Source organism: Kitasatospora sp. NPDC127111, from assembly GCF_042677465.1.
Taxonomy (GTDB): Bacteria; Actinomycetota; Actinomycetes; order Streptomycetales; family Streptomycetaceae; genus Kitasatospora.
In genome coordinates this window covers 59,402-84,336 of record NZ_JBHXTG010000010.1, presented here as the reverse complement: position 1 = coordinate 84,336, position 24,935 = coordinate 59,402, and the positions used below count along the sequence as shown (strand labels likewise).

The 24,935-nt window shown below is 71.7% G+C and carries 22 protein-coding genes and 2 pseudogenes; 12 read left to right on the top strand and 12 right to left on the bottom strand.

Annotated elements, in window-relative coordinates:
- Positions 1 to 424 precede the first annotated feature (424 nt).
- Positions 425 to 748: a hypothetical protein gene (locus ACFVHB_RS09285; protein ID WP_380317598.1), complete on the top strand. Its 324-nt coding sequence runs from the start codon at positions 425 to 427 to the stop codon at positions 746 to 748.
- Between the two features lie 260 nt (positions 749 to 1,008).
- Here the strand turns inward: ACFVHB_RS09285 and ACFVHB_RS09280 are convergent, their stop codons facing one another.
- The gene (locus ACFVHB_RS09280; protein ID WP_380317595.1) at positions 1,009 to 1,890 is read right to left on the bottom strand and encodes a TIGR03620 family F420-dependent LLM class oxidoreductase; all 882 of its coding nucleotides are present in this window, start codon (positions 1,888 to 1,890) and stop codon (positions 1,009 to 1,011) included.
- Complete coding sequence (locus ACFVHB_RS09275) at positions 1,887 to 2,306, bottom strand: NmrA family NAD(P)-binding protein (RefSeq protein WP_380317592.1); 420 nt, start codon at positions 2,304 to 2,306, stop codon at positions 1,887 to 1,889. The genes ACFVHB_RS09280 and ACFVHB_RS09275 overlap by 4 nt, the downstream gene beginning before the upstream one ends.
- Before the next feature lie 117 nt (positions 2,307 to 2,423).
- Here ACFVHB_RS09275 and ACFVHB_RS09270 point away from each other — a divergent pair, with 117 nt between their 5' ends.
- Positions 2,424 to 3,011 (top strand): TetR/AcrR family transcriptional regulator, encoded by a 588-nt coding sequence (locus tag ACFVHB_RS09270; RefSeq protein ID WP_380317589.1) that lies wholly within the window; start codon positions 2,424 to 2,426, stop codon positions 3,009 to 3,011.
- 139 nt (positions 3,012 to 3,150) lie between these two features.
- Here ACFVHB_RS09270 and ACFVHB_RS09265 read toward each other — a convergent pair whose 3' ends face one another.
- A complete protein-coding gene (locus ACFVHB_RS09265; protein ID WP_380317586.1) occupies positions 3,151 to 3,630 on the bottom strand; it encodes an ATP-binding protein in 480 nt (159 codons plus the stop codon).
- 62 nt (positions 3,631 to 3,692) lie between these two features.
- Positions 3,693 to 4,061, bottom strand: coding sequence for an STAS domain-containing protein (locus tag ACFVHB_RS09260; RefSeq protein WP_380317583.1), 369 nt, complete (start codon positions 4,059 to 4,061; stop codon positions 3,693 to 3,695).
- A gap of 621 nt (positions 4,062 to 4,682) precedes the next feature.
- Between ACFVHB_RS09260 and ACFVHB_RS09255 the strand changes: the two genes are divergently transcribed.
- Positions 4,683 to 5,126: an STAS domain-containing protein gene (locus ACFVHB_RS09255; protein ID WP_380317580.1), complete on the top strand. Its 444-nt coding sequence runs from the start codon at positions 4,683 to 4,685 to the stop codon at positions 5,124 to 5,126.
- 410 nt (positions 5,127 to 5,536) lie between these two features.
- On the opposite strand, the gene ACFVHB_RS09250 is transcribed toward ACFVHB_RS09255, so the two are convergent.
- From ACFVHB_RS09250 to ACFVHB_RS09235, 4 genes are read right to left on the bottom strand one after another with little or no spacing between them, the layout of a single operon-like run.
- Positions 5,537 to 7,063: a bifunctional 3-(3-hydroxy-phenyl)propionate/3-hydroxycinnamic acid hydroxylase gene (locus tag ACFVHB_RS09250; RefSeq protein ID WP_380317577.1), complete on the bottom strand. Its 1,527-nt coding sequence runs from the start codon at positions 7,061 to 7,063 to the stop codon at positions 5,537 to 5,539.
- Entirely contained in the window at positions 7,060 to 8,955 is a 1,896-nt protein-coding gene (locus ACFVHB_RS09245) for an acyl-CoA synthetase (protein ID WP_380317574.1), read from the bottom strand. The genes ACFVHB_RS09250 and ACFVHB_RS09245 overlap by 4 nt, the downstream gene beginning before the upstream one ends.
- Entirely contained in the window at positions 8,952 to 9,893 is a 942-nt protein-coding gene (locus ACFVHB_RS09240; protein WP_380317571.1) for a fumarylacetoacetate hydrolase family protein, read from the bottom strand. Before ACFVHB_RS09240 ends, ACFVHB_RS09245 begins: the two co-directional genes overlap by 4 nt.
- A complete protein-coding gene (locus tag ACFVHB_RS09235) occupies positions 9,890 to 11,035 on the bottom strand; it encodes a VOC family protein (RefSeq protein ID WP_380317568.1) in 1,146 nt (381 codons plus the stop codon). The genes ACFVHB_RS09240 and ACFVHB_RS09235 overlap by 4 nt, the downstream gene beginning before the upstream one ends.
- Before the next feature lie 142 nt (positions 11,036 to 11,177).
- On the opposite strand from ACFVHB_RS09235, the gene ACFVHB_RS09230 reads away from it, so the two are divergent.
- The 3 genes from ACFVHB_RS09230 (at position 11,178) to ACFVHB_RS09220 (ending at position 14,220) form a co-directional block, all read left to right on the top strand.
- Positions 11,178 to 11,825: a TetR/AcrR family transcriptional regulator gene (locus ACFVHB_RS09230; RefSeq protein ID WP_380317565.1), complete on the top strand. Its 648-nt coding sequence runs from the start codon at positions 11,178 to 11,180 to the stop codon at positions 11,823 to 11,825.
- A 305-nt stretch (positions 11,826 to 12,130) separates the two neighbouring features.
- Positions 12,131 to 13,696 carry an MFS transporter gene (locus tag ACFVHB_RS09225; RefSeq protein WP_380317562.1) on the top strand — a complete coding sequence of 522 codons (1,566 nt, stop codon included), beginning with the start codon at positions 12,131 to 12,133 and terminating at the stop codon, positions 13,694 to 13,696.
- Positions 13,696 to 14,220, top strand: a complete 525-nt coding sequence (locus ACFVHB_RS09220) for a PP2C family protein-serine/threonine phosphatase (RefSeq protein WP_380317559.1) — start codon at positions 13,696 to 13,698, stop codon at positions 14,218 to 14,220. Before ACFVHB_RS09225 ends, ACFVHB_RS09220 begins: the two co-directional genes overlap by 1 nt.
- Positions 14,221 to 14,524: 304 nt before the next feature.
- Here the strand turns inward: ACFVHB_RS09220 and ACFVHB_RS09215 are convergent, their stop codons facing one another.
- Both ACFVHB_RS09215 and ACFVHB_RS09210 read right to left on the bottom strand, forming a co-directional pair.
- The gene (locus ACFVHB_RS09215) at positions 14,525 to 15,328 is read right to left on the bottom strand and encodes an ABC transporter permease (RefSeq protein ID WP_380317556.1); all 804 of its coding nucleotides are present in this window, start codon (positions 15,326 to 15,328) and stop codon (positions 14,525 to 14,527) included.
- On the bottom strand, positions 15,325 to 16,281 hold the full coding sequence (locus ACFVHB_RS09210) for an ATP-binding cassette domain-containing protein (RefSeq protein WP_380317553.1): 957 nt from the start codon (positions 16,279 to 16,281) through the stop codon (positions 15,325 to 15,327). The genes ACFVHB_RS09215 and ACFVHB_RS09210 overlap by 4 nt, the downstream gene beginning before the upstream one ends.
- A 215-nt stretch (positions 16,282 to 16,496) precedes the next feature.
- Between ACFVHB_RS09210 and ACFVHB_RS09205 the strand changes: the two genes are divergently transcribed.
- Positions 16,497 to 17,228: a helix-turn-helix domain-containing protein gene (locus ACFVHB_RS09205; RefSeq protein WP_380317550.1), complete on the top strand. Its 732-nt coding sequence runs from the start codon at positions 16,497 to 16,499 to the stop codon at positions 17,226 to 17,228.
- 279 nt (positions 17,229 to 17,507) lie between these two features.
- Positions 17,508 to 19,388, top strand: coding sequence for a hypothetical protein (locus ACFVHB_RS09200; protein ID WP_380317548.1), 1,881 nt, complete (start codon positions 17,508 to 17,510; stop codon positions 19,386 to 19,388).
- A gap of 858 nt (positions 19,389 to 20,246) precedes the next feature.
- On the opposite strand, the gene ACFVHB_RS09195 is transcribed toward ACFVHB_RS09200, so the two are convergent.
- Positions 20,247 to 20,654: a hypothetical protein gene (locus ACFVHB_RS09195; RefSeq protein WP_380317545.1), complete on the bottom strand. Its 408-nt coding sequence runs from the start codon at positions 20,652 to 20,654 to the stop codon at positions 20,247 to 20,249.
- 318 nt (positions 20,655 to 20,972) lie between these two features.
- Here ACFVHB_RS09195 and ACFVHB_RS09190 point away from each other — a divergent pair, with 318 nt between their 5' ends.
- The 4 genes and pseudogenes from ACFVHB_RS09190 to rbsD all read left to right on the top strand — a co-directional run.
- On the top strand, positions 20,973 to 21,194 hold the full coding sequence (locus tag ACFVHB_RS09190) for a hypothetical protein (RefSeq protein WP_380317542.1): 222 nt from the start codon (positions 20,973 to 20,975) through the stop codon (positions 21,192 to 21,194).
- Between the two features lie 66 nt (positions 21,195 to 21,260).
- A pseudogene (locus ACFVHB_RS09185) lies at positions 21,261 to 21,501 on the top strand (transporter); the annotation flags it as partial.
- Between the two features lie 80 nt (positions 21,502 to 21,581).
- The gene (locus ACFVHB_RS09180; RefSeq protein WP_380317539.1) at positions 21,582 to 22,364 is read left to right on the top strand and encodes a ribokinase; all 783 of its coding nucleotides are present in this window, start codon (positions 21,582 to 21,584) and stop codon (positions 22,362 to 22,364) included.
- Positions 22,343 to 22,727, top strand: a pseudogene (gene rbsD / locus ACFVHB_RS09175) (D-ribose pyranase); the annotation flags it as partial. The gene ACFVHB_RS09180 and the pseudogene rbsD, both read left to right, overlap by 22 nt.
- A gap of 280 nt (positions 22,728 to 23,007) precedes the next feature.
- On the opposite strand, the gene ACFVHB_RS09170 reads toward rbsD, so the two are convergent.
- Positions 23,008 to 24,708 (bottom strand): immunity 49 family protein, encoded by a 1,701-nt coding sequence (locus ACFVHB_RS09170; RefSeq protein WP_380317536.1) that lies wholly within the window; start codon positions 24,706 to 24,708, stop codon positions 23,008 to 23,010.
- Positions 24,709 to 24,935 lie beyond the last annotated feature (227 nt).

The following is a 24,935-nucleotide window of genomic DNA, read 5'->3' as shown; positions in this document are numbered from 1 at the left end:
GGCTCGCCACCGTGACCGCCCTGCTCCTCGCCGTCGCACTGCAGGGCGGACAGGTGGCAACCACCCCGCGGATGGCGCACACCGCCGAGCCCGGAGAGGCTGGGGTGACGGCCCCTGGCCCCGGCGTTCAGGCGATCTCGACCGCCCGGATCACGACGGCGTGTCGACCGTTACCTCGCTTGGGTGCATCCGCCCCCCGGCGGGTGGTTGCCGCGCGGGCCGTCGACGGCGGTGAGACGACTCAGGCCTGACGCGACGTTCGGGAGCGCCAACCGAACTGCTCGCCCTGAACAGCAGATCCGCCACGACCGGCAGACGCAGTTGGCGCGGCTGCGGTGGGCCCGGACCGCCTGAGCGTGTTCACTCTAATCCGGGGCGTTTGTCTGGGAATATTCCGGTTCAAGCCCACCGAGAAGGAGTAGCCATGTCTGTGATCTTGACGCTGCAGGTCGCCGGCGACGCGACGGCGTTGGAGCAGTACGCCCGGCAGCACGCGAAGACGTTCCACGGTGTCCTCGAAGCAGCGAAGGCCCACGGCCTGATTGCGCATCGGTTCTACGGATCCGAGGATGGCGGCAGCGTGCTGGTGCTGGACGAGTGGCCCGATCGGGAGAGTTTCGAGTCGTTCTTCCAGGAGCAAGCGTCCGAGATTCGGCCGATGTTCGAAGCGGCTGGCGTGACGGAGCAGATCGAGCCGAAGATCTGGCGGGAGCTCGGGACGGACGATGCCTACGGCTGGGGTGCCTGACAAGGTCGCCCGGCGTGCGGCGGAGCGGCCGGAGGCCCGCCAACGAGGCCGACACCCAGGCGTCCCGCCCACCCGACCAGGCGCCCACCCGATCGACGAAGCCGGCGCAGGTCAAGCGGCCTGCTTGACCTGCCCCAGGGCTGAGCGGCCTTCTCAGCCCTCGACGGCCATCCGGACGCCGAGGAGGAGAAGCACACCGCCGGGCAGTCAGACCGGTGGGAGCCGCGGTCCTGCTGCGGCTCCCACGTCGATGGATCCGGTCAGGGCAGCAGGTGGGTGGCCATGCGCTCCCACTGGCGGATGGGGACGATGCCCGGCGTGGGGGTCAGGAGGTGGAGGCTGACATGGTCGGCTCCGGCGTCGAGGTGTTCGCGGACGCGGCGGGCGACGTCCTCGGCATCGCCGTGGGCCACAAGGGCGTCCACGAGCCGGTCGTCGAGCGCGTCCACGTCCTCGTACCCCAGGTCGTGCAACAGCGCGCGCCGATTGGGCAGGGCTGCCGCGGTGGTGGCTGTCGCCAGTTCGGCAGTCCGTGAGCGGTCGTCACTCAGGACGCACAGTTGGGTCACGGCCAGGAGTGCGTCGGGCCCGAGCGCTGTCCTCGCCGTTCGTGTGTATTCGACGGGCATGCCCAACACGGTGGCGCCCCAAGCGCGTTCGGCGGCAAGCGTGAGCATGTCCGGGTCCAGGGCCGCGACCAGGCGGTACTGCGAGGCTGTCGTGCCCGGCGGACCGAACGGGGCGGCGTCCAGCGTGTCGAGGTAGGCGCGCATCGCGGCGGGCGGCGGCTCGAAGCGGCGACCGCGGACGTCCTCGGCGAGACTGGGGTGGCTCTCCCACAGCCCCAGCAGGAATCGCCCGGGGAACGCCTCCCCCAGGGTTCGGTGGGCGGCGGCGGTCGTCACCGCGTCGCGCGCATAGATGTCGGCCATGCCGACGGCCACGGTGATCCGCCGAGTGGCGGCCAGCAGGATCGCGGCCTGTGCCATGGCCTCCCGCCCGGTGGTCTCGGCGAACCACAGGGTGCCGTAGCCGAGGTCCTCAACTGCGGCCGCGGCCTCGCGAAGTCCTGCCGCGGGGTAGGTGTCGAGGTCGCCCGCCCAGATCCCGATGCGCCCGAGGTCGGGCTCGCGCCCGTTCATGCGTGCTGCCCTGCGGTGGGCTGGGTGGCCAGGAAGGCGGCGATCCGGGCGGCGCCGGTGCGTTCCAGCCAGGTGGGGAAGTTCATCGCTCCGGGGTGGATACGGCGGGTCGCGGTGATGTCCGCGCGGTAGCCGCGTTCGTTGAGCCACTCGGTGGCGTACGCGAAGTCCTCGTTGAAGGCCCGGATCTCTTCGATCGGGATCCGGGCGTACGGCAACGGACGCCCGAGCGCGTTCTCGATGGTCGCGGCGATCTGGACCGGCGTGAGTTCGTCTCCCGCGAGGGCGATTTCGCGGCCGATCCAGTCTTCGGGCCGGGAGAAGGCCAGCGCGGCGACGAAGCCGACGTCGTCCACGGCCATGATCTGCAGGCCGGTCGCCCCCACCACCACGACGGTCTTTCCTGTCGGTTCCACGAGTCTCCCCATGTCGCATGCCGACGAGGGTCCGCGCCCATAACTGGGGTGGCCCTCCGGTTATCGGGCGATACGATATGGAGGGCCACCCCAGTTAGCAAGTCGTCAGGAGATTCCGTGCCCAAGAGCGCAGCTGACCCGGCTTCGCGGCCGATGCGTGCCGACGCGCGCCGCAACTACGACCGGATCCTGGCCGCGGCCGAGAGCCTCGTCGCCGAACACGGTGTCGAAGCCTCACTGGAGGAGATCGCCCGGCACGCCGGAGTCGGCTCGGCCACGCTCCACCGGCACTTCCCCTCCCGGCAATTGCTCCTGGAAGCCGTCTTCAAGGGCCGGGTGGACGCCCTGTGCGTCAAAGCGCGTGACCTGCTGTCCGACCCCGATCCCGGAGCCGCACTCGTCAGCTGGCTCCGCACCGTCGGCGCACACGCCGTGACCAACCGGGGCTTGGGGGCTTCAGTGATGCACGGCACCCGCGACGGCGGCCCCACGCTGGGAAGCACCTGCCACGCGATGATCACCAGCGCCGGCGACGAACTCCTCGGCCGCGCCCGCCACGTGAACGCCGTACGCCCCGACGTCACCATCACCCACCTGCTCAAACTGGTCGGCGCCATCGCTTCGGCCACCGAGGGGGACCCCGACGGCCCGGTCGAGGCCGACCGGCTGCTCGACCTGGCCATCGACGGGGTCCGCGCGCGCTGACGCTTCACCTCCCAGCCAAGGAGCGCAACGCCTGACCTCGGTCGGCCTCACGCCGGCCGGACGGCTCGTCGATGGCGGGCAGCGGGCCGGCGAGCAGCTCCAGGACCAGGCCGTGGGCGGTAGCCGCCACAACGCGGGGTCATCTTCGCGGCGGCCGGTGCCCGTCCGGCGGGGTCAGGGTGGTGTGGCGCCGGGGGAAGTCCGCCGGGGGGAGTCTGAGCTCCGCCCAGACGGTTTTTCCCGCTCCGGCGGGGATGGTGCCCCAGGCGCTGGCGAGCCGGTCGACGATGCGCAGGCCGCGGCCGTGGGGCTGGTCCGCCGCCGGGTGCCGCATCCGTGGCGGGTCGGACACGGCGTCGGTGACGGCGATCCGCAAGGTCTGCCGGTCGGGGTCGAGCTGGAGGTCCAGGGCGAGCGGGCCGCCGGCGTGATGGGCGGCGTTGGAGAGCAGTTCGGCCGTCACCAGCAGTGCGTCGTCGGTGGCGGTGGTGTCCGCGTCGGTCCCCCAGAGCGCCAACCTCGACCGGATGAACGCCAGGCCGCGGCGCGAGCACTGCGTGCTGCCCGAGGGGAAGCCCAGACGGTCGTGGAAGGCGGGGGCAGCCAGCGGTCCGGGCATGAGAACTTCCGTGCAGAAGCCGATCGGGGTTCGACCCCGTCGTGTGCCCAGCTGGACGCGCCCTACACCGTGGGTGAGGGCCTGTGATGGCGCGCCGCGCGTTCCAGGGACGGGTAGACGGGGAGGACGAGATCGGTCTCGGTGATCCGCAGGACGCGCCGCGCCATCGGACTGGGCGCCGCCAGGACCATCGGGACGCCGCCGGTGTTCGCGCGCCGGCGAGCGGTGAGCAGGGCGTTCAGGCCGCTGGAGGTGAGCAGGGTGACGGCGGACAGATCCACGGTGAGCAGGGCCGGCGCCTGGTCCAGTACCCGGGCCAGGGCGTCCCGGACCAGTTCTTCGTTGTCGATGTGCACGTCCCCGGCCAGGGAGCACACCACGGCGGTGCCCTTGCGGGTGATCGCGATCCTCAGGTCCGGCTCCGAACACACGTCTGCGTGTTCTCGGTATGTGGTCACGGCACTGCTCCGAGCCCACCGAAGGCTCCACCGTCAGAGGTGGGCCGGGGCATCGAACCCCGCGCAAACGGGCGGGGGGACAGTGCGGCGACAGCCGACGGGCATCCGGTCCGCCACGGTGACGGAACCGGTTCAACCCTCTCCTACCCCGCGCAGTCGCATCCACACGGAGTCCGGCCGAGCGACAGGGGCCGCGCCGCTTGGGCCGGCACCCGCGGGCACCGGCGATGTGGCGGGTTCACGGCATCGGAACGGCGTGCAGGCAGGGGTGTCCCGCGGTGCGCGGTGCAGTCCGCGGGGGCGGACAGCCGGTCGCTGCCTCGCCCTCGATCTGCAGCCGCCACACTTCGGTGGCGTCCGTCACGCACCGGTTCTCCACTGGCGTGCCCTGGACGCGGCGGCCGCGCCTTCGGGGCCGTTCTGACCGCCTATGACGATTTCCCCGACGCCGAAGCCGCCGTTCGAACCCGGACAGGCTGGGATGACGACCCCTGGCCCCGGCGTTCAGGCGGTCTTGACCGCTCGGATCAGCTGCCGGCCGGAGGCGAGCGGTGCGGAACGGCCATCCCTTCTGACCGGCGTTACGGTGAGGAGGTGGCCGCCGGTCTTCGCGGCCTCCGCCGCCGGCACGGCGGCGTCGCCAGGCTGGAGGGCGACATGACCCACGCGTCGCCGGACGGATCGGCGCCCGTCGCGCACCTGAAGGTGGACACCCACCGGGCGGGCGGAGCGCTCGTGTGCCGCATCACCGGAGACCTGCACCTGGAGACCCTGCCCACGGTGAAGCCGGCACTCGAGGCCGCAGCGGCCGAGCGGCCGTCCCTGCTCTGCCTGGACCTCCATGACGTGCACCTGTGCGACGCCGCCGGCCTCGGCTTCCTCCTCCACCTCAGCCGGCGGCTGCCACTGGCGGTCATCAACCCCGGACCGGCCCTGGCCCGCATCCTGAAACTGACGGGCTGCGAACAACACCTGCGCGTCTTCCCCACCGTCCAGGACGCCGCCGCGGCCATGCAACGCCTCGATCACCGACCCTGACCCAGGCGACACCGGCCCCACCGGTGTCGTGACCGGCCTGTCGGTGTGGGGGTGAAGCGCGGATGGCGGTGCTGGCCGTAGTCGGAGGCAGCTCGCATCGTCGTCCCCGCCGCAGTGGCGCGCACGTGTGGGATCAGGGCAACCACCCGCCGGGGGGGTGTGTGGTACCCGCTGACCGACGACGAGGCCGAGCCCCGCGGCTTCCACGGGCTGGCCCCCTCCGGCCGGGCCCGCTGACGGGGAACTCCCCTACGATTCGGCCCTGGGACCCCGTGTCACGTCGCCGCACGCGGTGACACGACGATCTGCCGCGCCGAGAGGGTCGTCGACCTCGATCCAGCCGGTCTGCCGGCCGTGCTCTTCGAGCGCCTCGATGCCCGGAGTGCTTGGCCGGGTGAGGTGGATCAATATCAGTTGAGCCTGCGGGGGCTCGGTGCGGGCAGGAGCTCGCACAGGGTCTTCGGGTCGCGTGCGGTGCGCTGGACGGTGCCGTCGGGGCGGACGAGCGCCGCTACGGAGTGGCCCCGGCGGAGCCAGCGGTGCAGGGGGCTGCCGGGGGAGGCGGTGACCAGGACAGCGCCGCGGTCGTGGACCTCGGCGTGCAGGGACGGGGTGACGGATGCGGAGGTGACCAGTGCGTAGCGGCCGGCGGCCAGGTCGTCGAGGCGTTGGCCGGTCGGCAACTGGGCGTTGGGGCACAGCTGTCCCGCGAGGCCGAGCCAGAGCCGTCGTCGATCGACCAGGCTTGAGCGGTGCAGGGCCGGGGTCTGGCTGTCGAGGATGCGGTTGCTCAGGCCGGGAACGCGGTGCAGGTGGGGTGCGAGGATGCGGCGCAGGGCGCTGCCGGTGTCCCCGCCGGCGGTCATGGCGGTGCCGATCAGCTTCGCGAGGGTGATCATCGAGCGGGTGTGGGGTTTTCGTTCGGCCTCGTAGCTGTCCAGCACGTGTTCGGGGAGGCGCCCGTCGAGGACGGCGGCGAGCTTCCAGGTGAGGTTGGCGGCGTCGCGCAGGCCGGCGCCCATGCCCTGTCCGATGAAGGGCGGGGTGAGGTGGGCGGCGTCGCCGAGCAGGAAGACGTGCTGCTTGCGCCAGCAGTCGGCGATCTGGGCGCGGAAGGTGTACTCCGCCGTGCGCACGATCTCCAGCTCGTCTGCGGGGACGTCCTGAGTCCAGGGTCGGATGAGGGGGTGCAGACGGGTCATGTCGCGGTAGTCGTCGGCGCTTTCGCCTGGCAGGAGGTGGAACTCCCAGCGGTAGCGGCGCTCGCCGACGCGCATGTAGGTGGCCGCACGCACCGGGTCGCAGACCTGGTGCACGCCTTCCCAGTGGGCCAGGTCGGCGTCGGTGGCGACGTCGACGACCAGCCAGCGCTGTGCGAAGGCCAGGTCGTGCATGGTGGAGCCGATCGTCGAGCGGGTCAGGCTGTTCGCGCCGTCGCAGCCGAGCACGTACCCGGCCGTCACGGTGCCGGTCTCGCCGGTGCTCCGGTCGGTGAGCCGTACCCGCACCGGCCCGCCGTCGGACTGCTCGATCGCGGTGATTTCCGCGTTGCCGCGCAGGGTGACGGTCGGGTGCCGTTCGAGGTTGGCGCGCAGCAGCTCCTCCAGTTGGGGCTGGTCGAACATGTTGGCCTCGGGGTGGCCGTGGCGGCCGAGGCCGGCGCCGCGCCGGAACTCGGCCAGCACCCGCAGCTCGCGGTCCAGGAGCCGCAGGCCGTGGGCGGGGCGGGAGATCGCGGCGAATTCCCCGGCGACCCCGAGGCGGGCGAGCAGCCGGTAGACCTCGTCGTCGAGGTGGACCGCCCGAGGCAGCGGATAGACCGACTCCCAGCGGTCCAGCACGAGGGTCTCGATGCCGTACTGGCCCAGCAGTGTCGCCGCCGTCAGCCCGGTGGGGCCCGCGCCGATGACGACCACCGGGACGGTGCCGGCGGTCATGACGCCACCGGGCCGGGCGTCACCCGGGACCACGTCCATCGCAGCGCGTACTGGTCGAGGACCGCGCTGATGGCCTCGCGGTCACCGGCGCCGGGGGCGACGGACACGACGACGGACCCGTCCTCGACCGCCGCGTCGACCTTCACGTCGTGGCCGTGACCGGCCAGGGCCTCTGCGACGGCCAGCCGGGTGGCGTCGGCCCGCAGGGCCGGCTTGTAGGGCTTGCCGACATCGGTCACCGGCAGCGCGGCGAGGACGGTGACGGACTTCGGCGCGGCCGCGCGTTCCGGGACGCGCGCGGCGGCCCACCGGCGGAGCTCGTCCTCGTTCACGTCGGTTTGCGGCGCGAGGGTCACGTACGCCACCGGGACCTCGCCCGCGTGCGGGTCCGGGCGTCCGACGGCGCCGGCGCCGGTGACGTGGGGGTGGGCGAGCAGCGCGTCCTCGATGACGGCCGGGTCGATGTTGTGGCCGCCGCGGATGATCAGGTCCTTGCTGCGGCCGGCCAGGTGGACGAACCCGTCCGCGTCAAGACGGGCCAGGTCGCCGGTGTCGAGCCAGCCGTCCACGAGCGTGCCGAGGCCGTCGAGGACCGGACGGCCCTGGGCGTCGCGGCCGGTGACGTAGCCGGCGAACACGGTCGGGCCGGCGATCGCCAGCAGGCCGGTCTGCCCGGCGGGCAGCTCCGCCCCCGAATCCGGGTGGACGACCTTCACCTGCTGGTAGGGCATGCGCTGCCCGACCGCGCCGGGGCGCGGCGCGTCGGGGAAGCTGCGGGCGCTGGCACAGGTGGCCTCGGTCAGGCCGTAGCCTTCGACCAGCGTCACCCCGGTGCGGGCCTCGAACGCGGTGCGCACGGCGTCGGGCAGCGGCGACGCGCCGACCATGGCGTACCGCAGGCTGCTGATGTCCGCCGCCCCGACCGGGCACTGGGCGAGCACTTGGTAGACGGTCGGCACGGCGCTCATGGCGGCGATGCCGTAGTGCTCGACGACCGACCAGAACTCCCCGTACAGGGCGGGTTCGCGGTAGCCGAGCGGCCCTGCCCACACGACCTGCTGGCCCTTGAACAGCGGCGCGAGCAGGGTCACCACGAGGGCGTTGACGTGGAAAAGGGGCAGGGCAGCGAAGATCACCGCGTCGCTGTCGAGCGTCGAGATGGCGGCGATCATCCAGGCGTTGGCGACTTCGCTCCCGTGGGTGTGGGCGGCGAGCTTCGGGGTGCCGGTGGTGCCGCCGGTGTGGAAGAACGCGGCCAGGTCGCCCGGCCGGGGCGATTCTCCCGTGAACGCGGACGCGTCCTCGGCCCGGGCCAGGTCGGCGAGGTAGCCGATGAGTACCCCGTCGATCCGCGGCAGCGGCGCGGGATCGCCCACTGCCGCCGTGGGCCGGAGCACCAGGACCGCGTCGAGCGCTTCGGCCAGCTCGGGCAGCTTCGCCCAGACGTCCGGGGCCAGCTCAGGGCCCGCGGCGACGAGGACCCGGGCGCCGGAGCGCCGCAGCAGCTCGCCCAGGTGCGCGAGGGCCAGACCGCCGTTGAGCGGCACGGCGATTCCGGCGAGCTGCGCGGCGAGCGCCGCGGGGATGAGTTCGGCGCAGTTGGGCGCCATCAGCGCGACCGGGGCGCCGCGGCGGACCCCGAACCGGTGCAGGACGTTGGCATAGCGGTGCACGCGCTCCAGCAGCTCCGCGAAGGTCAGCCGCACCGGCTCGCGCCACCGGGCGGCCTCGGGCAGCACCGTGAGCGCGGTGCGGTCCGGCCACCTGCCCGCCGCGCGGACGAGCAGGTCGTACGTCGAACCGGGCAGACCGCGCTCCTGGAGCGGGACGGCCTCGATCGGAGCCAGGTCGTCGGGGCCGCAGTAGGGGGGCCACAGCAGGTTCTCGGTCATCGCGCGTACCTCACCGTCGTGCGCTGGCGGCCGAGGTCGAGCGTGCCGTCGTCGGTGGCGACGGCGGCCTCCACCAGGTCGCCGTCGTGCAGGTACTTGTGGTTCTTGGCCTGGGCCTTGAAGAACAGCCGCCACTTGGTCGCGGCCGGCAGCAGTGATCCGAGGAGCTCGACCGGCTTGGGCGGCGCGCTGAGCGCGGTGCCGACGGGGGTGCCGGTGAGCAGCAGGTCGCCGGGGTCCAGCCGCTGGAAGCCGGTGAGTGCCTGGAGGGCCTCCAGGGGTCGGTAGATCATGTCGGCGGCGGGCATGTCCTGCCGAAGCTCGCCGTTGACCCACAGGCGCAGCCGCAGCTCGGCGAACCGGTCGAGGTCGCCTTCCTCCAGCACCACCAGCGCCGGTCCGGTGGGGGTGAAGGTGGGGTAGGACTTGGCCTCGTAGAACTGCGTCTTGGGTAGTTGCAGGTCCCGGGCGGAGACGTCGTTGGTGACCACGAGGGCTGCGACGTGGTCGGCGAGGTTGGCGGGGGCTACCTCGGTGCCGACCGGGAGCGGTGTGCCGATGACGAGGCCGATCTCCACCTCGTAGTCGAGCAGCCGCACGTGGGCGGGCTTGACGATGTTCTCGTAGGGGCCGCTGATCGACCCGGACGCCTTGCGGAAGAAGGTGAGCGGGACGCTCTTGGGGTCGAGTCCCGCGTCGGCCGCGTGCGAGGCGAAGTTCGTCATCTGGGCCACGACCCGGCACCCCGGGGTGACCGGGGAGAGCACCGTGAGGTCGGCGACCGGGACGCCGGGGTCGGTGCTGTGCACGGCGGTGGTGACGGCGTCCCGGTCGGCCAGCAGTTCGGCGGTGGTGGCGGCCGCGGTCTGCACGCGGACGGCGCGCTGGTCGCGGACGGCGTACCAGCCGTCGGCGGTGCGCAGGACGTTGACGCTCATCGGTTCGTCGCTTTCATCAGGCCCAGCAGGCGGCCGGGGTCGATCTCGTTGTCGGCGCGCAGTGCGCGCACGACTTCGCGGATCAGGGCGGGGGTGGGGTTGGCGCCGAGGAAGTCGCGGGTGGCGGGCGGGCCCCACTGGGCCAGGCCGCTGGCGGACATCGGGGCCCAGCCGGGTTCCAGGTCGCAGGAGAACAGGTCGCCGTCGGCGAAGTGCTCGACCATCAGCTTGTCCGGGTCACGCCAGTAGTCGAAGAGCTGGCTTCCCTGGATGTGCCGGCCGATGCCCCAGCTGCGCCGGTAGCCGCGCTCGGCGAGGTACTGCCCGCCGGCGGCGATCGCGTCGAGGTCGGTGACCTGGTAGGCGGAGTGGACGTAGCCGGTGCGCGGGCCCAGGTGCATCGCGAGGGTGTGGTGGTCGACCGGGGTGCTGCCCTGGTCGCAGCGCATGAACGCCATCGTCGGTCCGCGGTCGCGTTGGCCGTCCAGGAACAGGAAGTCGCTGACGATCAGGCCGAGGGTCTCCAGGTACCAGTCCAGGGCTTGGGTGAACCTCGGTGTCTCCAGGACCACGTGGCCGAGCCGCTGGATGCGGGCCGGTTCGCGCGGCGGGCGCTGGGCGGCGTTGGTCCGAGCCCGGCTACCACCGAAGTTGAGCGGGAGCGGCGGCTGTTCGGGCAGGGCCGGGAGTGGCTCGGTGCCGTGGACGACGCGGACCGGGAAGCCGGACGGGTCGACCAAGTCCACGACCCGCCCGCCACCGAACTCCCCCAGGTCGCGGACCGGACGGCCGGTGGCCCGGGCCAGGCGGTCCAGGTCCCCGCGCCCGGCGGCCCGGAACGCCGGCCCGAGGAACCGTGAGGCGCGGCCCCGGCGCAGCACCACGCACGCCGAGCCGGGCAGCGTGCCGCGCAGGTACAGCGCCCGGCCGGTGCGCGCGGCGACGGCGAAGCCGAAGTCCCGGGCGAACACCTCCGCGCGGGCCAGATCGGGCTTCTCGAACTCCAACCAGGCCAAGTCCGCCACCTTGATCACGGGCTGCCGGGCACGGCCGGGGTGCTCCCCGCGCAGCGCCCCGTGCTCGCTGTGCAGGTCCTGGTGGGCGGTGGTGCGCCCGGGCGGGCGGGCTCGGTCGTTCGGCATGGGGGGCTCCGTCAGGGGTGGCTCGAACGGACACGCTTCTGATGAGAAGCTCTTAACTGATAGAAGCATCAGTCTTGGCGGGTCGATCGTCAAGGGTCAGAGTGATGGAATCATCAGATCTGAATGCGCCTAAGCTGGTGACATGCCGAACCAGCTCGACCCCACCGACCGCCCCGCCAGTGCGAACCGCTTCGAGCGCCGCCGTGCGCGCACCCGCCAGGCGCTGATCGCCGCCGCCCGGGAGATCCTGGCCGAGACCGGCGAGACCTCGGCCAGCATCCAGGAGATCGCCGAACGCGCCGACGTGGGTTTCGGCACGTTCTACAACCACTTCGAGACCAAGAACGACCTCTTCGACGCCGCGGTCGGCGACGCCCTGGAGGAGTACGGCCAACTGCTCGACAGCGTCACCGAGGGCATCGACGACCCGGCCGCGGTCTTCGCCACCAGCATCCGCCTCACGCTGCGACTGGCAGCCTCGCACCCCGAGATCACCCAGATCCTGCGCCTGCGGGGCCTGCCGCACATCAACGCCGCCACCGGGCTCGGGCCGCGCGCCCTGCGCGACCTGGAGGTCGGCAAGGCGTCCGGCCGCTTCACGTTCGACGACCCGCTCGTGGCCCTGTCCGCGGTCGGCGGCGCGCTGATCGGCCTGCTCCAGCTCAACTCGGCAGGCGACCTCGGCGCAGAGGCCGGCGAGCAGCTGGCCGAGATGATCCTGTGCATGCTCGGACTCCCGGCGGACGAGGCCCACGAGATCTCCACCCGCCCCCTGCCCGATCTGCCCTGACCCCGGCAGCCACGCCGGCCGCGCACCCACCCAGGCCCCCCCACCGACCTCCGGCGCGGGGGCCTGCCGCCCTCCCGGTCGCACGGGGCACACCGGCGACCCTCAGCTGACGGAGAACTCGTAACTGATGGAGTCATCAGTTACGATGAAGTGCATGCCCTCGCCGGAGCCTCATGCATTCCCCGGCGCCGAAACGGTGACAGCGGACCGGACGCGCTCCGTCACGCTCGAATCCCTCGGAAATCGCTGCTCTCATCGTGATCAAGGCTCGCCGCTCCGCCACCCTGATCCAAGGGACGTACTCCATGACGACGACTCCCCGCCCCTCCCTCCCTCCGTCCAAAGAGGCCGCCGCGGCCCGGGCCGGCCACCGCGGCGTCCTGTTCTCCATGTGCCTGGCGCTCGTCCTGGTGGTCGCGTCGGTCTCGGCCCTCAACCTGGCCCTGCCCGACCTCGCCGTGGACCTGTCCGCCACCAACGCCTCACTCACCTGGATCGCCGACGCCTACACCGTGGCGCTGGCCGCGCTGGTCCTGCCCCTCGGCGCCATCGGCGACCGCATCGGCCGACGCCACGTCCTGGTCGCCGGCACCGTCGTCTTCGGCGCCGCCTCCCTCGCGGCGTCCTTCTCCGACACCACCGCCCACCTGATCGTGTGGCGGATCGTCATGGGCGTCGGCGCGGCCATGATCATGCCCGGCACCCTGTCCACGATCACCGCCGCCTTCCCGGCCGAGCAGCGCGCCAAGGGCGTCGCGGTGTGGTCCGGCTTCGCGGCGGCCGGCGCCATCATCGGCATGCTCGCCGCAGGCGCCCTGCTGGAGCAGTTCTCCTGGCGCTCCATCTTCGTCGCCAGCGCCATCACCGCCCTGGTCGCGGGGGCTGCCGCGGCAGCACTGGCCCCCAACACCAAGGACCCCCACCCCCACCGGCCCGACGTCATCGGCGCAACCTGCACCGCCGTCGCCATCGGCTGCCTGGTGTTCGCCATCGTCGAGGGCAACGAGCAGGGCTGGACCGAACCCGCCGTCATCGCCGCCCTGGCCGTCACGATCGTCGGCTTCGCCGCCTACGCCTTCTTCGGGCTGCGCAACGACCAACCGCTCCTCGACCCGCACCTGTTCGGCATCCCCGGTTTCCGCGCCGGCGCCGTCACCGTGCTGGTGCAGTTCATGGCCGTCTTCGGGTTCTTCTTCGTCGGCCTGCAGTACCTCCAGCTCATCCTCGGCTACAGCCCCCTGAAAGCCGCCGTCGCCCTCGTACCTGTCGCCGTCGTCGTCCTGCCCACCTCCCACGTCACCCCCCACCTCGTCACCCGGCTCGGCATGAAGGCCGTCATGGTCGCGGGCCTGACCCTGCTCAGCAGCGGCCTGTTCGCGATCTCCCGCATCCACGCCGACTCCGGCTACCTGCCCTTCCTCGGCGGCCTGGTCCTGTGCGGCCTCGGGATCGGACTGACCGGAGCCGCAGGAACCGCCGCCATCACCGGATCCCTCGGTCGCGGCCAGCAGGGTGTGGCCTCCGCGATGAACGACACCACCCGCGAGGTCGGTTCCGCCATCGGCATCGCCCTCATGGGCTCGGTCTACGGCAGCCACTACCGCGACGCCCTCCCTGCGAGCATCGACCAGCTCCCGCCCCAGGCCGCCCACTCCGTCCGCGACTCCGCGGCCGCCGGCCTGCAGGTGGCCCAACACGCCGGCGCACAGGGCCCCGCCCTGGCACAGGCCGTCAAGGACGCGTTCATCAGCGGCCTGTCGGCTTCCCTCGTCGTCGTCGCCGTCATCGTGCTCGCCGCCGCCATCGGGTGCCTCTTCCGCGCCCCCCACCAAGCCCCCAACGCCGGCGGCCCGCTGCCCCGCTCGGCTTGATGGAGCTGGCGGGATCCGGGATCGAGGTCGAGGACTTCGCCTTTGAGGAGGGTGACCTCGTGCTGCTGTACACGGACGGCGTCATCGAGGCACGCGACGAGTCCGGCGCCTTCTTCCCGCTCATCGAACAGCTGGCCTCGTGCCCCGGCGATCCCCAGACCCTTCTGCAACGGCTCTGCCAGGATCTCCTCGCCCACGCGGGTGGCCGGCTGAGCGACGACGCGGCGATGGTCGCCATCAAGCGCGAAACCACAACCACCGCGGTCGCCCCGCCGGTCGCGGCCCGAGGAGGGCTCCCCGTGGGCCAGGACGGTGACGAGGGCGAGCGGCAGCCTGCACCAGGGTTCGACACCGCTCCCGGACATGAAGACGTTGACAGGGCGTCGGACGCTGCCCGCCGCCAGTTCCCTCACAGCCGCATCCGGTCCTTCGTCCCCGTTCTCGTGGAAGAGGTCGCCACCGACCCCCTGCGCGAGAAGGAGCCGGCCCAGCACGACGTCGGGCCCGGTCCCACCACTGCCTGACGGGCGATCCGGCCGCGCGGTGGACGAGCCCTGCGGATGGCTTACCGTCCGCTGTGCAGTCGGCCGGGCGGATCGGCGCGCGTAGGCGCGGCTGGTCGGTGATGACGACCGTGTCCGTCGTCTCGCCTTCCAGCTGTTCTGGAGATCGCCCGGGCGAGGTGCTCGGCGAGCTGGACGCCGCGCTGGAGTGGGCCCGTGCCGGGGTGTGGGTGCTCCAGCAGTCCTGCCCCGGCCGTTCCGCGACGTCGTGCTCCGCAGCGAGCCGCGTCCTGTTCGCCTGCGCTGACCTGCCGCGCCGCCGAGCTCACTTGGTGGGCTCGCGATCGTAGAGCTTCTTCGCCCATAGATAGCCACCCAGAGCGATCAGGGCGCACCAACCGGTGGTCAGGATCGCGCTCTTGTCGATCGGGGTGCCCATCAGCAGTCCGCGCAGGGTTTCGATGAACGGGGTGAACGGCTGGTACTCGGCGAACCACTTCAGGCCTGCCGGCATCGAGTCGGTGGGGACGAACCCGCTGCCCATCATGGGCAGGACCATCAGCGGCGTCATCATGTTGCTCGCGGTGGCGACGCTCTTGGCGACCATGGCCAGTGCGACCGACAGCCAGGTGAGCGCGAGGATGATCATGACGAGCACGCCGGTCGCGCCGAGCCATTCGCCGAAGCCCGCGGTCGGCTCGAATCCCACCAGCAGCGCGACCCCGACGACGGCGGCGATGCTCAGCAGGGTCTGGATGAGGCTGCCCAGTACGTGCCCGGTGAGCACCGAGACCCGGGCGATGGCCATGGTGCGGAACCGGGCGACGATGCCCTCGGTCATGTCGATGGCTACCGAGATCGCGGTGCCCTGGGCCGCGGTCGCCACGGTCATCAGGATGACGCCGGGGACGACGTAGTTCACGTAGGCCTCCCGGCCGCCGGAGGGTCCGCCGAGGCCGGTGCCGAGGATGCCGCCGAGAACGTAGACGAACAGCAGCAGGAAGACCACCGGAACCCCGGCGGCCGTCATGATGAGCGTCGGATAACGCTGCATGTGCCGTAATTGGCGACGCAGCATGGTCGCCGAGTCGGCAAGGGCGCGGGAAGCCGTACTGGAGGCGTTGTTCATCGGGCGGGCTCCTGTTCCGTGACCGGGTTGCCCGTCAGGGCGAAGAAGACGTCATCGAGGTCGGGGGTGTGGACCTGGAGTTCGTCGACGGTGAGTGCGGCGTGGTCGAGCCGGTCCAGCAACGCGCGCAACGCCCGGACGTCGCCCTGGCTGGGGATCTGCAGGGTGCGTGCCTCATCGTTGCGGGACACCACGTCCAGCGTCCGGGCCGCGTGGGCGTAACCGCGCGGGTCGGCGAACCGCAGGGTGATGTGGCCGCCGCCGACCTGCCGCTTGAGCTCCTGCGGCGAGCCCTCCGCGACCAGCTTTCCCTGGTGCAGCACAGCGATTCGGTCGGCGAGCTGGTCGGCCTCCTCGAGGTACTGGGTGGTGAGGAAGACCGTGACGCCCTCGTCGGTCACCAGCCGGCGGATGGTCTCCCACATGGTCCGCCTGCTGCGCGGGTCCAGCCCGGTGGTCGGCTCGTCGAGGAAGATCACCCGAGGTCGGCCGACCAGCGTCATCGCGAGGTCCAGGCGGCGGCGCATCCCCCCTGAATAGGTCGCGGCAGGCTTCCGGGCCGCATCCGCCAGATCGAACCGTGCCAGCAGGTCCGCCACACGCTGCCGCCGTTCCTGACGGGGCAGGCGGTTCAGTTCGGCCATCAGCAGCAGGTTCTCCCGGCCGGTGAGGAAGCCGTCCACCGCGGAGAACTGGCCGGTGACGCCGATCACGGCACGGACCGCGTCCGGATCTCGGACCACGTCGTGGCCGGTGACCCGCATGTCGCCGGCGTCGGCGCGGATGAGCGTGGAGAGGATCTGCACCACGGTGGTCTTGCCGGCGCCGTTCGGGCCGAGCAACGCGAAGACGGATCCCGCGGGGATGTCGAGGTCGATGCCGTCGAGCACCACGTGGTCGCCGTACGCCTTGCGCACCGCGCTCGCCGCGACCGCGGGTTGATCGGTAGTCATGGGTTTCCCTCCCGTCCGTGGGATCCGGTGCCGCCCAAGCACCTTTGCCACTCGGCGAAAGTAACGTTGCATTCACGAACGCGTCAATTGATTGAGCGTGAAGATTCGACATCACTGCAGGTAGATGCACCAAATCGTTGCATGGCGCATGCCGACTAATGCAACGATGTGCGTTGCATTAGGGTGGCATCGACACTGACAGCGGAGGACGCCCGATGCCTGGTGACAGACTCACCCTCCAGGACCGACAGCAGATCGCCGTCGGACTGCGTGAGGAACTGACCTACGCCGCGATCGGCCGCCGCATCGGGCGGCCGACCTCCACCGTCATCCGCGAAGTGATGCGCAACGGCGGGCCACGCGAGTACCACGCCGAGGCGGCCCACCGGGCCGGCACACGACACCCCCGTCAGCGCAGGACCTCTCCGCTGGCACTGTCACCAGGAGGACAGGGCCCCGGTGGGCGCGATCCACGGCTCGGGGACGAGGTGGACGCGCAGAGCGTGGAACTGATGATTCAGGCCGGGCTCCCGCAGATGATGGCCAGGGTGCTCGCCGCGTTGTTCACCACCGACAGCGGCAGCCTCACCTCCGCGGAACTCGTGCGACGCCTGCACGTCAGCCCCGCCTCCATCTCCAAGGCCGTCGGCTACCTGGAAACCCAGGCACTCATCACACGCCAACGCGACCCCCACAGCCGCGCCGAACGCTATGCCATCGACGACGACGTGGCGTTCCGATCCATCATGGCCGGCGTGCGCCACCAAGCCCAGATCGCCGAGGCTTGTAGGACCGTGGCCCGGAACCTCGGCACCACCACCCCCGCCGGCGCCCGACTGGAGAACATGAGCCAGTTCCTCCTCCACGTCATCGACGACCTGGCCCGCTCAGCCCAGCACTGGCACCGGATCTACTCCACCCCGTCCTCGAAAGACGGACGAGACTGACCAGACGGACGAGACGGACGAGACGGACGAGTGAACGGGTCTGTACGAAGAACGGCTCCGGCGCACTTCCGGTGGTGACGGAGTGTCACCTCGGCCCCGGCAAGGCCAGCTGCCGGAACTCCGCAGACCGGTGGACCTACGCGGCGGTCCCGGAGCGAGGTCCTGTGGGTCCTGCTTCTGCAACCGCCGTGCGCGGACCCTGTGCCCGGCGTCGCCCCGGCGCTACAGTTCCCCCACCGCAGGGGGGCTTGCGGACGGGCGCGGGGGGAGGCGGCGGGGATGGGCTCGGGGGTCCTGGCGAAGATCGGCGGAGGGATCGGTGGGCGGACGGCCGCACTGATCGTCACCGGAGGACTGACGGCGGCCGGGGCCGGCGTCTGGTGGGCCGTCCACGGCCCCGCGCTCCAAGTGGTGCAGCGCAGTGCGCAGGTCGTGGTGGCGGGCGGCGGCGAACAGGCCGCGGTGGCCGGCTGCGCCAAGCACGAGACCGCGCTCAGCGGCGGGTACGCCGTCGACGGCGACGGGTTCGCCACCACCAGCGAGTTCGTCGGCGGCTCCGGCTGGCTGGTGTCCGCGTACAACCCCGGGGGCACCTCCGTCACCCTCACCGCCTACGTGCTGTGCGTCAACGCGTCGGTGGAGTTCGCTCCGCGCGGCGAGTACACCCTGCGGGCGCACGCCTTCCAGGACCGCATCAGCGACAAGACCGGGAGCGGCGACCGCGACTTGACCGAACAGGGCCCGTTCGCCGGGCTGACCGCGAAGTCGCTGGCACAGCCCTACTGCGACGGCCCCGGACTCATTCAGCTCGGCGTGGAGTTCCGGGCCACCCGCCTGGTCACCGGACGGGCGGTGGCGCCCGTACCACTGGCCGAACTGAACTCGGCCTCCGCCGACACCGGCTCCAGTGACCCCAGTTACTGGGCCGCCAAGACCAACCCCGGGACCGCGCTCAGCACCCGCCCGTTCCCGCTGAGCGACAGTGACGGCGCGGAGCGCATGACCCGGATCGTCGATCCGCAGCCGCCCGAGGCCAACTACGCGGTCGGTGTCCGGCCCATCTGCGCCAAACTGCCCTCCGCCACCATCGTGACCAGCGCGGCGGACGTTCCCGCCGGCGGAACCGCCGCGGCCGCCGTCGCCTGCCCCAAGGGCCGCTTCGTCGTGGGCGGCGGGTACAGCTTCCGCGAGAAGGCGGTCGGTGGCGCCCAGCGCTTCCACAGCGACGGCTGGCTGTACGCCCCGGCCTCCGGGCCCACCCCCGGCGCCAGCGGGCACGCCGTCAAGGACTGGCAGATCACCGGCCGCAACCGCCAGCAGGCCGGCGCCCAGTACGAGGACTCGGTGTGGATCGAGCACAGCGACCGCGAAACCTCCACCGGCAACGTCTACTTCGACAGCCACCCGCACGGCCCCGACGACCAGCTGCTGCGCGGCACCACCGCACCGGACAGCCAGCACATGGTCGCCGCCGCCGTCTGCGCCACCATCGACGCCGAACCCACCGAGCCGGGCGCGGTCCACGTCGCCACCGGGCTGCCGCAACCGCCGCCCGCCGTGGACGTCCCCGGGGGGATCGCCTCACCCACCGTCGTACCGACGCTCCCGCCCTCCGCCTCGCCGTCGGCCTCGTCCTCGCCCTCAACCTCGCCCTCGACCTCGCAGTCCGGGTCGCCGCAGTCACCCTCGCGCAGCCCCTCCGCCGCGCCGAACACCCCGTCCGGTCGGCCCAGCGGCCACAGCCCGACCGCAGCCCCGCCGAACACCCCGTCCGGTCAACCCAATGGCCACAGCCCGACCGCAGCCCCGCCGAACACCCCGAGCAGCTCGCCCACCGCGAACCCCGAACCGCAGCCACCGGCCGTCACGATCGAGCAGCCCGCCTCCGGCGGCACTCTGCGCCGTGGCTGCGAGGAGCACTTCAGCGGCACCGCCCGCACCAAGCCCGGCAACCAGCCGATCACCGACCCGCAGGCCACCACCTGGCAACTGATCGGGCCGAACGGACCGCTCACCCTCGGCCACGGCACCACCGCCACCTTCACCGTCCCGCTGCTCGCCGACGGCACCTATCCGCTCGTCCTCACCGCCCGCGACTCCGCCAACGGCCTCACCGGCCGGACGCAGATCAACGTCCACATCACCGGCTGCCTGCGCTGAGCTGCTGTCGCGCCCCGACCTCGTACGGGGATGAGCACCTATCCACGCGGGTCACCGGGCGCACCAGCACCCGACGCGACAGGGGGCGCGACAATCCCCGCGCCAGCCTCCCACCATGGATCGTCCGGGGCGGAGCCTGCCACACGCCGTCCGGGCGCACCTTGCACCGGCCACCTGGCAGCGCACGCACTCCACCTCGGTCGCCCAGTCGGCCACCTTGCCGACGCCGCCCGGGGTGTCCGGCGCGGTGCCGCCCAGGACGAACGGGCCGAAGTATCAGCTCGGGCCGTCGACAGCGGTGGACCGCCCGGTTGTCGCCTGGAAGCCGGTCTCGGAAGCCAGTAGTCGAGGTACTGAGTGTTCCCGCTGCTGTCGTATCCGATGTGGTTGGCCCACAGCCAACATTGCAGCTCAAGGACGGGTCGATGACCGCTTGGGTTCGGGCCTTTGAGCCCCTGGGACCGTTAGTGCAGCCTTCGGCCAGGTGCTGCAGCGTGTCACGTTCCCGCTGGTCGATGCTCATCCCCAGCGGGTTTTCACCACCGCCCAGTCGCTGACGTACTCGCACCGGTTAGGTCTTCATCGGCAATAAGTCGCTTTACGTCCTTGTCCGCCTTGCCGCGGTTCGACTTGGCGGTGACTGCGATCAGGGCGCGGGGCTGGTCCAGGTCATTGGCGTAGCGCTCGCGATCCTTCGGGGGTGCAAGTGGAAGCGCCGGAGTCCCAGGCTACATGCGAGTGAACGCGGCGCTCAGTACCCGGCGGGTTCGCAAACCTGGGCATCTGGCCGTGGCATAACGGCTGGGACATGGCGGCGACGGCCTGCAGGTAATGCGGGGCCGGCCCCTCGCATCGCTGTCACGGCCGAGAAAAGGGACCCCCGGTGCCTTCGATCTCGGGGCCGAGCTGCATCCTCGCCCAGCGCGCGTTATACGGCACAGGGTGGGTGCCGTGGCCGAGAATACATACCCACAGGCTGCACGTAGTGTGACCTTCTCGGGTGACCGCAATAATCTCCCCGACATTAGCCCGGTCGGGTAGGTCGGGTACTTCAACGCCCTCCGCGTTTGCGCTGAACAGGGTCACTCGCGGAATCAGACGGATCTGCCCCTGCATGCCGGACTCGAATTCCGCACCCGCGGAATTCGAAGAAAACACCCTTAGTCCCGGCGCAATATCCGCCTTGAAGTAACCACCAAGGCCGTTGCCGTCATTTACCCCAGTGACCGCAGTGTCACTGTTTTTTGAATATCCATCGACAAGCACAACGTACTCCCGAACAGGCGCTGGATCGCTCCCAGTAGGACATCGTCTCCGGATGTGAGCAATCTGGCTGGCGCCAATGGGTGACCGCCGCCGATCCTCCCCAGGAAGGTCGCTCGCGGTTCAGGTCATCAGCCTGACGTTGAAAGTGGCGACGTCGGCCAGAACGCGCCCCTGGGGCCAGCACCGGGGCGCGGCGCTGGCTCAGATCTGCCGCCGGTCGGTCAACTCAGCGTGACGCCACGCTTCTCAGCCAGCGCTTCCAGGCCGTACCTGCCCGCCCGCTCGGCATCAGTCTCGTGGCTGGAAAGGGCCGGGCCGATGCTCTTCGCGGCCTGGCAGTTCGGGTTACAGGGCACTCAGATGGTCACGAAAGACGGCTTCGAGCCCAGTAACGGTGTGCTCGGTCAGCACCTCGTCGCACGGTCCCGCCTCCATGCCAGCCCTGGTGTTGAAGTCGACCCGACCGTCCGCGGGCACGAGTTCCTGGAGCAGCCAGGCGGCGAACTCCGCGGCGGCGCCGGCGGTCGCGATGCGCAGTGACGGGCCTTCATCATGATCTTCTGGCCCATGTCTACCTCTCGTGATGGCTGGCGCGAGCCTACGCACGTACGGGGTGTCGTCGCCGCGAACAACGAGATGGCGCTCGGCGCGGTGAAGGCGCACTCCCGGCGGGCTGAAGGCGGTCGAGCAGGGGACGCTGTACGCGTCCGTGGCCCAGCAGCCCCGCAGCGCAGGAAGCTCTCCGTGACAACGCGGTCAAGGCGATAAAGGGGGGAAGGTCGAGGAGACCATCAAGGTGCCGGTGATGGTGGTCACGACGGAGACTGTGGCCGGGTTCAGCGGATGAGACGGGAAAGGGGTGGCCGGGGTGCCCGCGGAAGCGGGGCTCCGGCCGCCCCGTTTCGGATTTCCTGATTGGGGCGTTTCATGTACGACTACGACTTGTTGGTCGTCGGGTCGGCCAACGTCGATCTCGTGATCGGTGTCGAGCGCAGGCCCGGGGCAGGGGAGACGGTGCTCGGGTCGGACCTCGCCGTCCATCCCGGCGGCAAGGGGGCCAACCAGGCGGTCGCCGCCGCGCGGCTCGGGGCGCGCACAGCGCTGCTCGCGCGGGTCGGGGACGATGCGAACGGGCGACTCGCGCCGGAGGACGTCCGGGCCGCCGGGCCCCTGTTCCACGCCTCGCGGGTGGTCTCGGCGCAGTTGGAGATCCCGTTGGAGTCGGTCGTGGAGATCGTGCGGCAACTGCCGTCCGGCACGAGGTTCGTTTTGAACCCCTCTCCGCCGCAGGCGCTGCCGGTCGAGGTTCTGGCGGCCTGCGACCCGCTGATCGTCAACGAGCACGAGGCCCGGGTGATCCTGGGGGGCGAGACCATCGGCGACGATCCCGCCGCATGGGTACGGGAGTTGCTCGCGAGCGGGCCCAAGTCGGTCGTGGTGACGCTCGGTTCGGAGGGTGCGTTGGTCGCGTCCGCCGCGGAGGAGGTCGTGCGGGTCGCGTCGGTGAAAGTCGAGGCCGTCGACACGACGGGGGCCGGTGATTCCTTCGCGGCCGCACTGGCCTGGAAGGCGAGTGCGGGGGCCTCACTCGCGGAGGCCCCCGCGTACGCCGCTCGGGTGGGCGCCGTCGCCGTGACGCGGCGGGGAGCCCAGGAGTCGTTCCCCACCGCCGAAGAGGTCGAGGCACTGTGCGGAAGGGCGGGATTCTGAATCGCCATCTCGCCGGAGATGGCGCCGAGTTGGGGCACGGTGACCGGGTGCTCGTGTGTGACGGGGGGATGCCGATTCCGGACGGGCTCCGGGTGGTCGACCTCGCTTTCCGGGCGGGGATTCCGTCGTTCGAGGACGTACTGGCCGGGCTCCTCGAAGAGTCGGTGATCGAGGGGGCGCTCGCGGCGCATGAGGTGCGGGAAGCGAACCCCGCCGCGGGACGGGTGGCTGACCGGCTCCTTCGCCGAACTGACGTATGTGCCGCACGAAACGCTGAAGGAGCTGAGTGCGGGGGCGCGCTTGGTGGTGCGGACCAGGGAAGCCCGGCGGCCCGTAGCAGGTGCTGGACGGCGTCGCGGACTCGGTGGGAGGTCAGGCCGGCGCCTCGACTTCGGGGTCGCGGCGCCGGAGGGTGAGGAAGGCGTGGGCGGCGGCACGGTCATGAGCGCCACGGCAGGCGCCGGACAGGGCTCGGGATCAGGCGCAGTCCGGTCAGGGCAGCCACGACGGACGGGGCGACCCCCGCGCCCCCGCGACCCCGCGCCCCCGCGACCCCGCGGCCTCGGCGGCGCAGCGCGCCAGGGCGTCGTGCAGGCCGCCGCCCGGGGTGATGTGTCGCCGCCGGGCGGCTGCGGGCTGTGCGTCAGGCGGGACCGGCGGCGGCGAGCAGGCGGGGCGGGAGGTAGGGCGAGCGGACGTGGATGGACCAGCCGCGGCTGCGGCGGGCGTGGCAGGTGAGGGCGAGGACGGGGAGGCTGAGCGGGGCGCCGGTGTCCGTGGCGCGGTCGGCGACGCCGTGGTGGTCGCGGTGGGCTTCCAGGGCGTCCAGCAGGGCGAGGTTGAAGCTGGTCTCGTCGCCCTCGACGAGTTGGGAGAAGAGGACGATCGGGGGCGGGAGGAAGTAGTGGTCCCTGGTGCGCTCCGCCTCCTTCAGGGCCCGTTCGGTGGCCGGGAGCGGGTCGGCGCCGCGCAGGTGGTCGTGCAGGGCGGTGCGGTACGGGGCGAACGGGGAGCCGTCCTCGGCGGCGATCGTGGGGCCGGCCAGGAGAAGCGGTTCGAGGTCCTCGGGGTCACCGGTGATCAGGGCGTAGGACAGGGCCGTCTCCCAGAAGACCGGGCCGCAGTCCTTGTCCCGGCGGGCGGGCAAGCGCAGTGGGCGGCCGTCGATCGTCACCTCGGCCTCGGTTCCCGGTTCGGCGAGGGCGGCCCGGAACGCGGCGGCCCCCAGCCGGGAGGCGAGCCGCAGGTTGGCGAGCTGGGCGTCGGTGACGTCGGCGGACTGCGAGGCACGTGCCGCGAGGAGCCTGGTCTGGTACCGCAGGGCGCTCGTGAGCTCCCACGCGTCCAGCGGCTCGCCGTCCTTCGGCGTGATGGCCTCCAGGGTGCGCCGCTCGAACCGGGCCTCGCCGTCCGAACCGAGGGGGTAGGGCAGGCTCGGACGGTCGAGGTCGACGGGACCGGCGGCGAGCCGGGCCACGGCGTCGGCGCGCCGGCCGCGGCCGAGGCCGAGGACGCGCGGGCCGGGGGTCTCGAATCCGGTGACCAGGGCGTGGGGGAGGTAGTCGGTGTCGACCGCCGGCGTCCAGCCGTGGGTGCGGTACGCGAGAGCGGCGAGGGCGATCGGGACGAGCGGCAGGAGGCCGGCGGGCCCGGTACCGTGCGGGCCGTCCTGGAGGAGCGCGAGCAGCGCGGCGTCGAAGGCCTCGCGGTCCCCGTCGGTGAGGGCGCGCAGGGCGCGCAGGCCGGGCTGCGGTCCGCCGCCGGAGGCGCCGGTGCCATCGGAGGCGTCGGAGGCGTCGGAGGCGTCGGGGAAGTCGACTTCTTCGAAGAAGTGGGCCGAGAAGCCGTCGACGAGTTCGAGGGCGGGGGTGACGGGCTCGTCGGGCATCAACTGCCGGGCCCAGCAGAAGGCTTCGCCGTGGGGGGAGACCTTGTCCGCGATGATCGCGAGGCAGAAGGCGTCGAGCCATTCCCGGGCGCTGACCAGGTGGTGGGGGTCGCGTGCGAGGCCCTCCTCGCGGTGGTAGCTCATCCCGAAGTTCGGGTAGTCGAGGAAGACGTGGAAGCCGTCGTGCGGGTAGTAGGCGGCGAAGGAGACGGCGCCGGCGGCGGCCTCGGCGGCGTCCTTGAGGACGGCCTTGGCCTCGGCGCAGTCCAGGTCGGGCCGGGTGGTGGACAGGGCGCCGAGGTAGTCGAGGAAGGACTCGGCGATCAGCTGCCACTCGATGGTGGTCATCAGACCGGCGCGGGAATAGGAGTGGACCTGCCTCCCGATCCGGTCCACGAAGTCCTCACGAGCCTTCGCCACCCGCTCTCCGTCCACCTGGTGACGTTCGATCCGCACAGTCCTGCCCCCTTGATCATCGGCGTGCCATCGGCCTGGACCCAGCCTAGGCAGTGGGTCGGACATCGTGGTCCGCGGGGTCTTCCGGCACACCACCCCGGACGGACGTCTGACCGGCCGTGGCCTCTATCCCGGGGCGGGGGCTGCCGGCCGCGGATGCGAGCCGGCCGGTGGCGTCGGTGGTGGCCGCTAGGCTGCGCGGACCGGCAGATGATCACGGGGAGCGC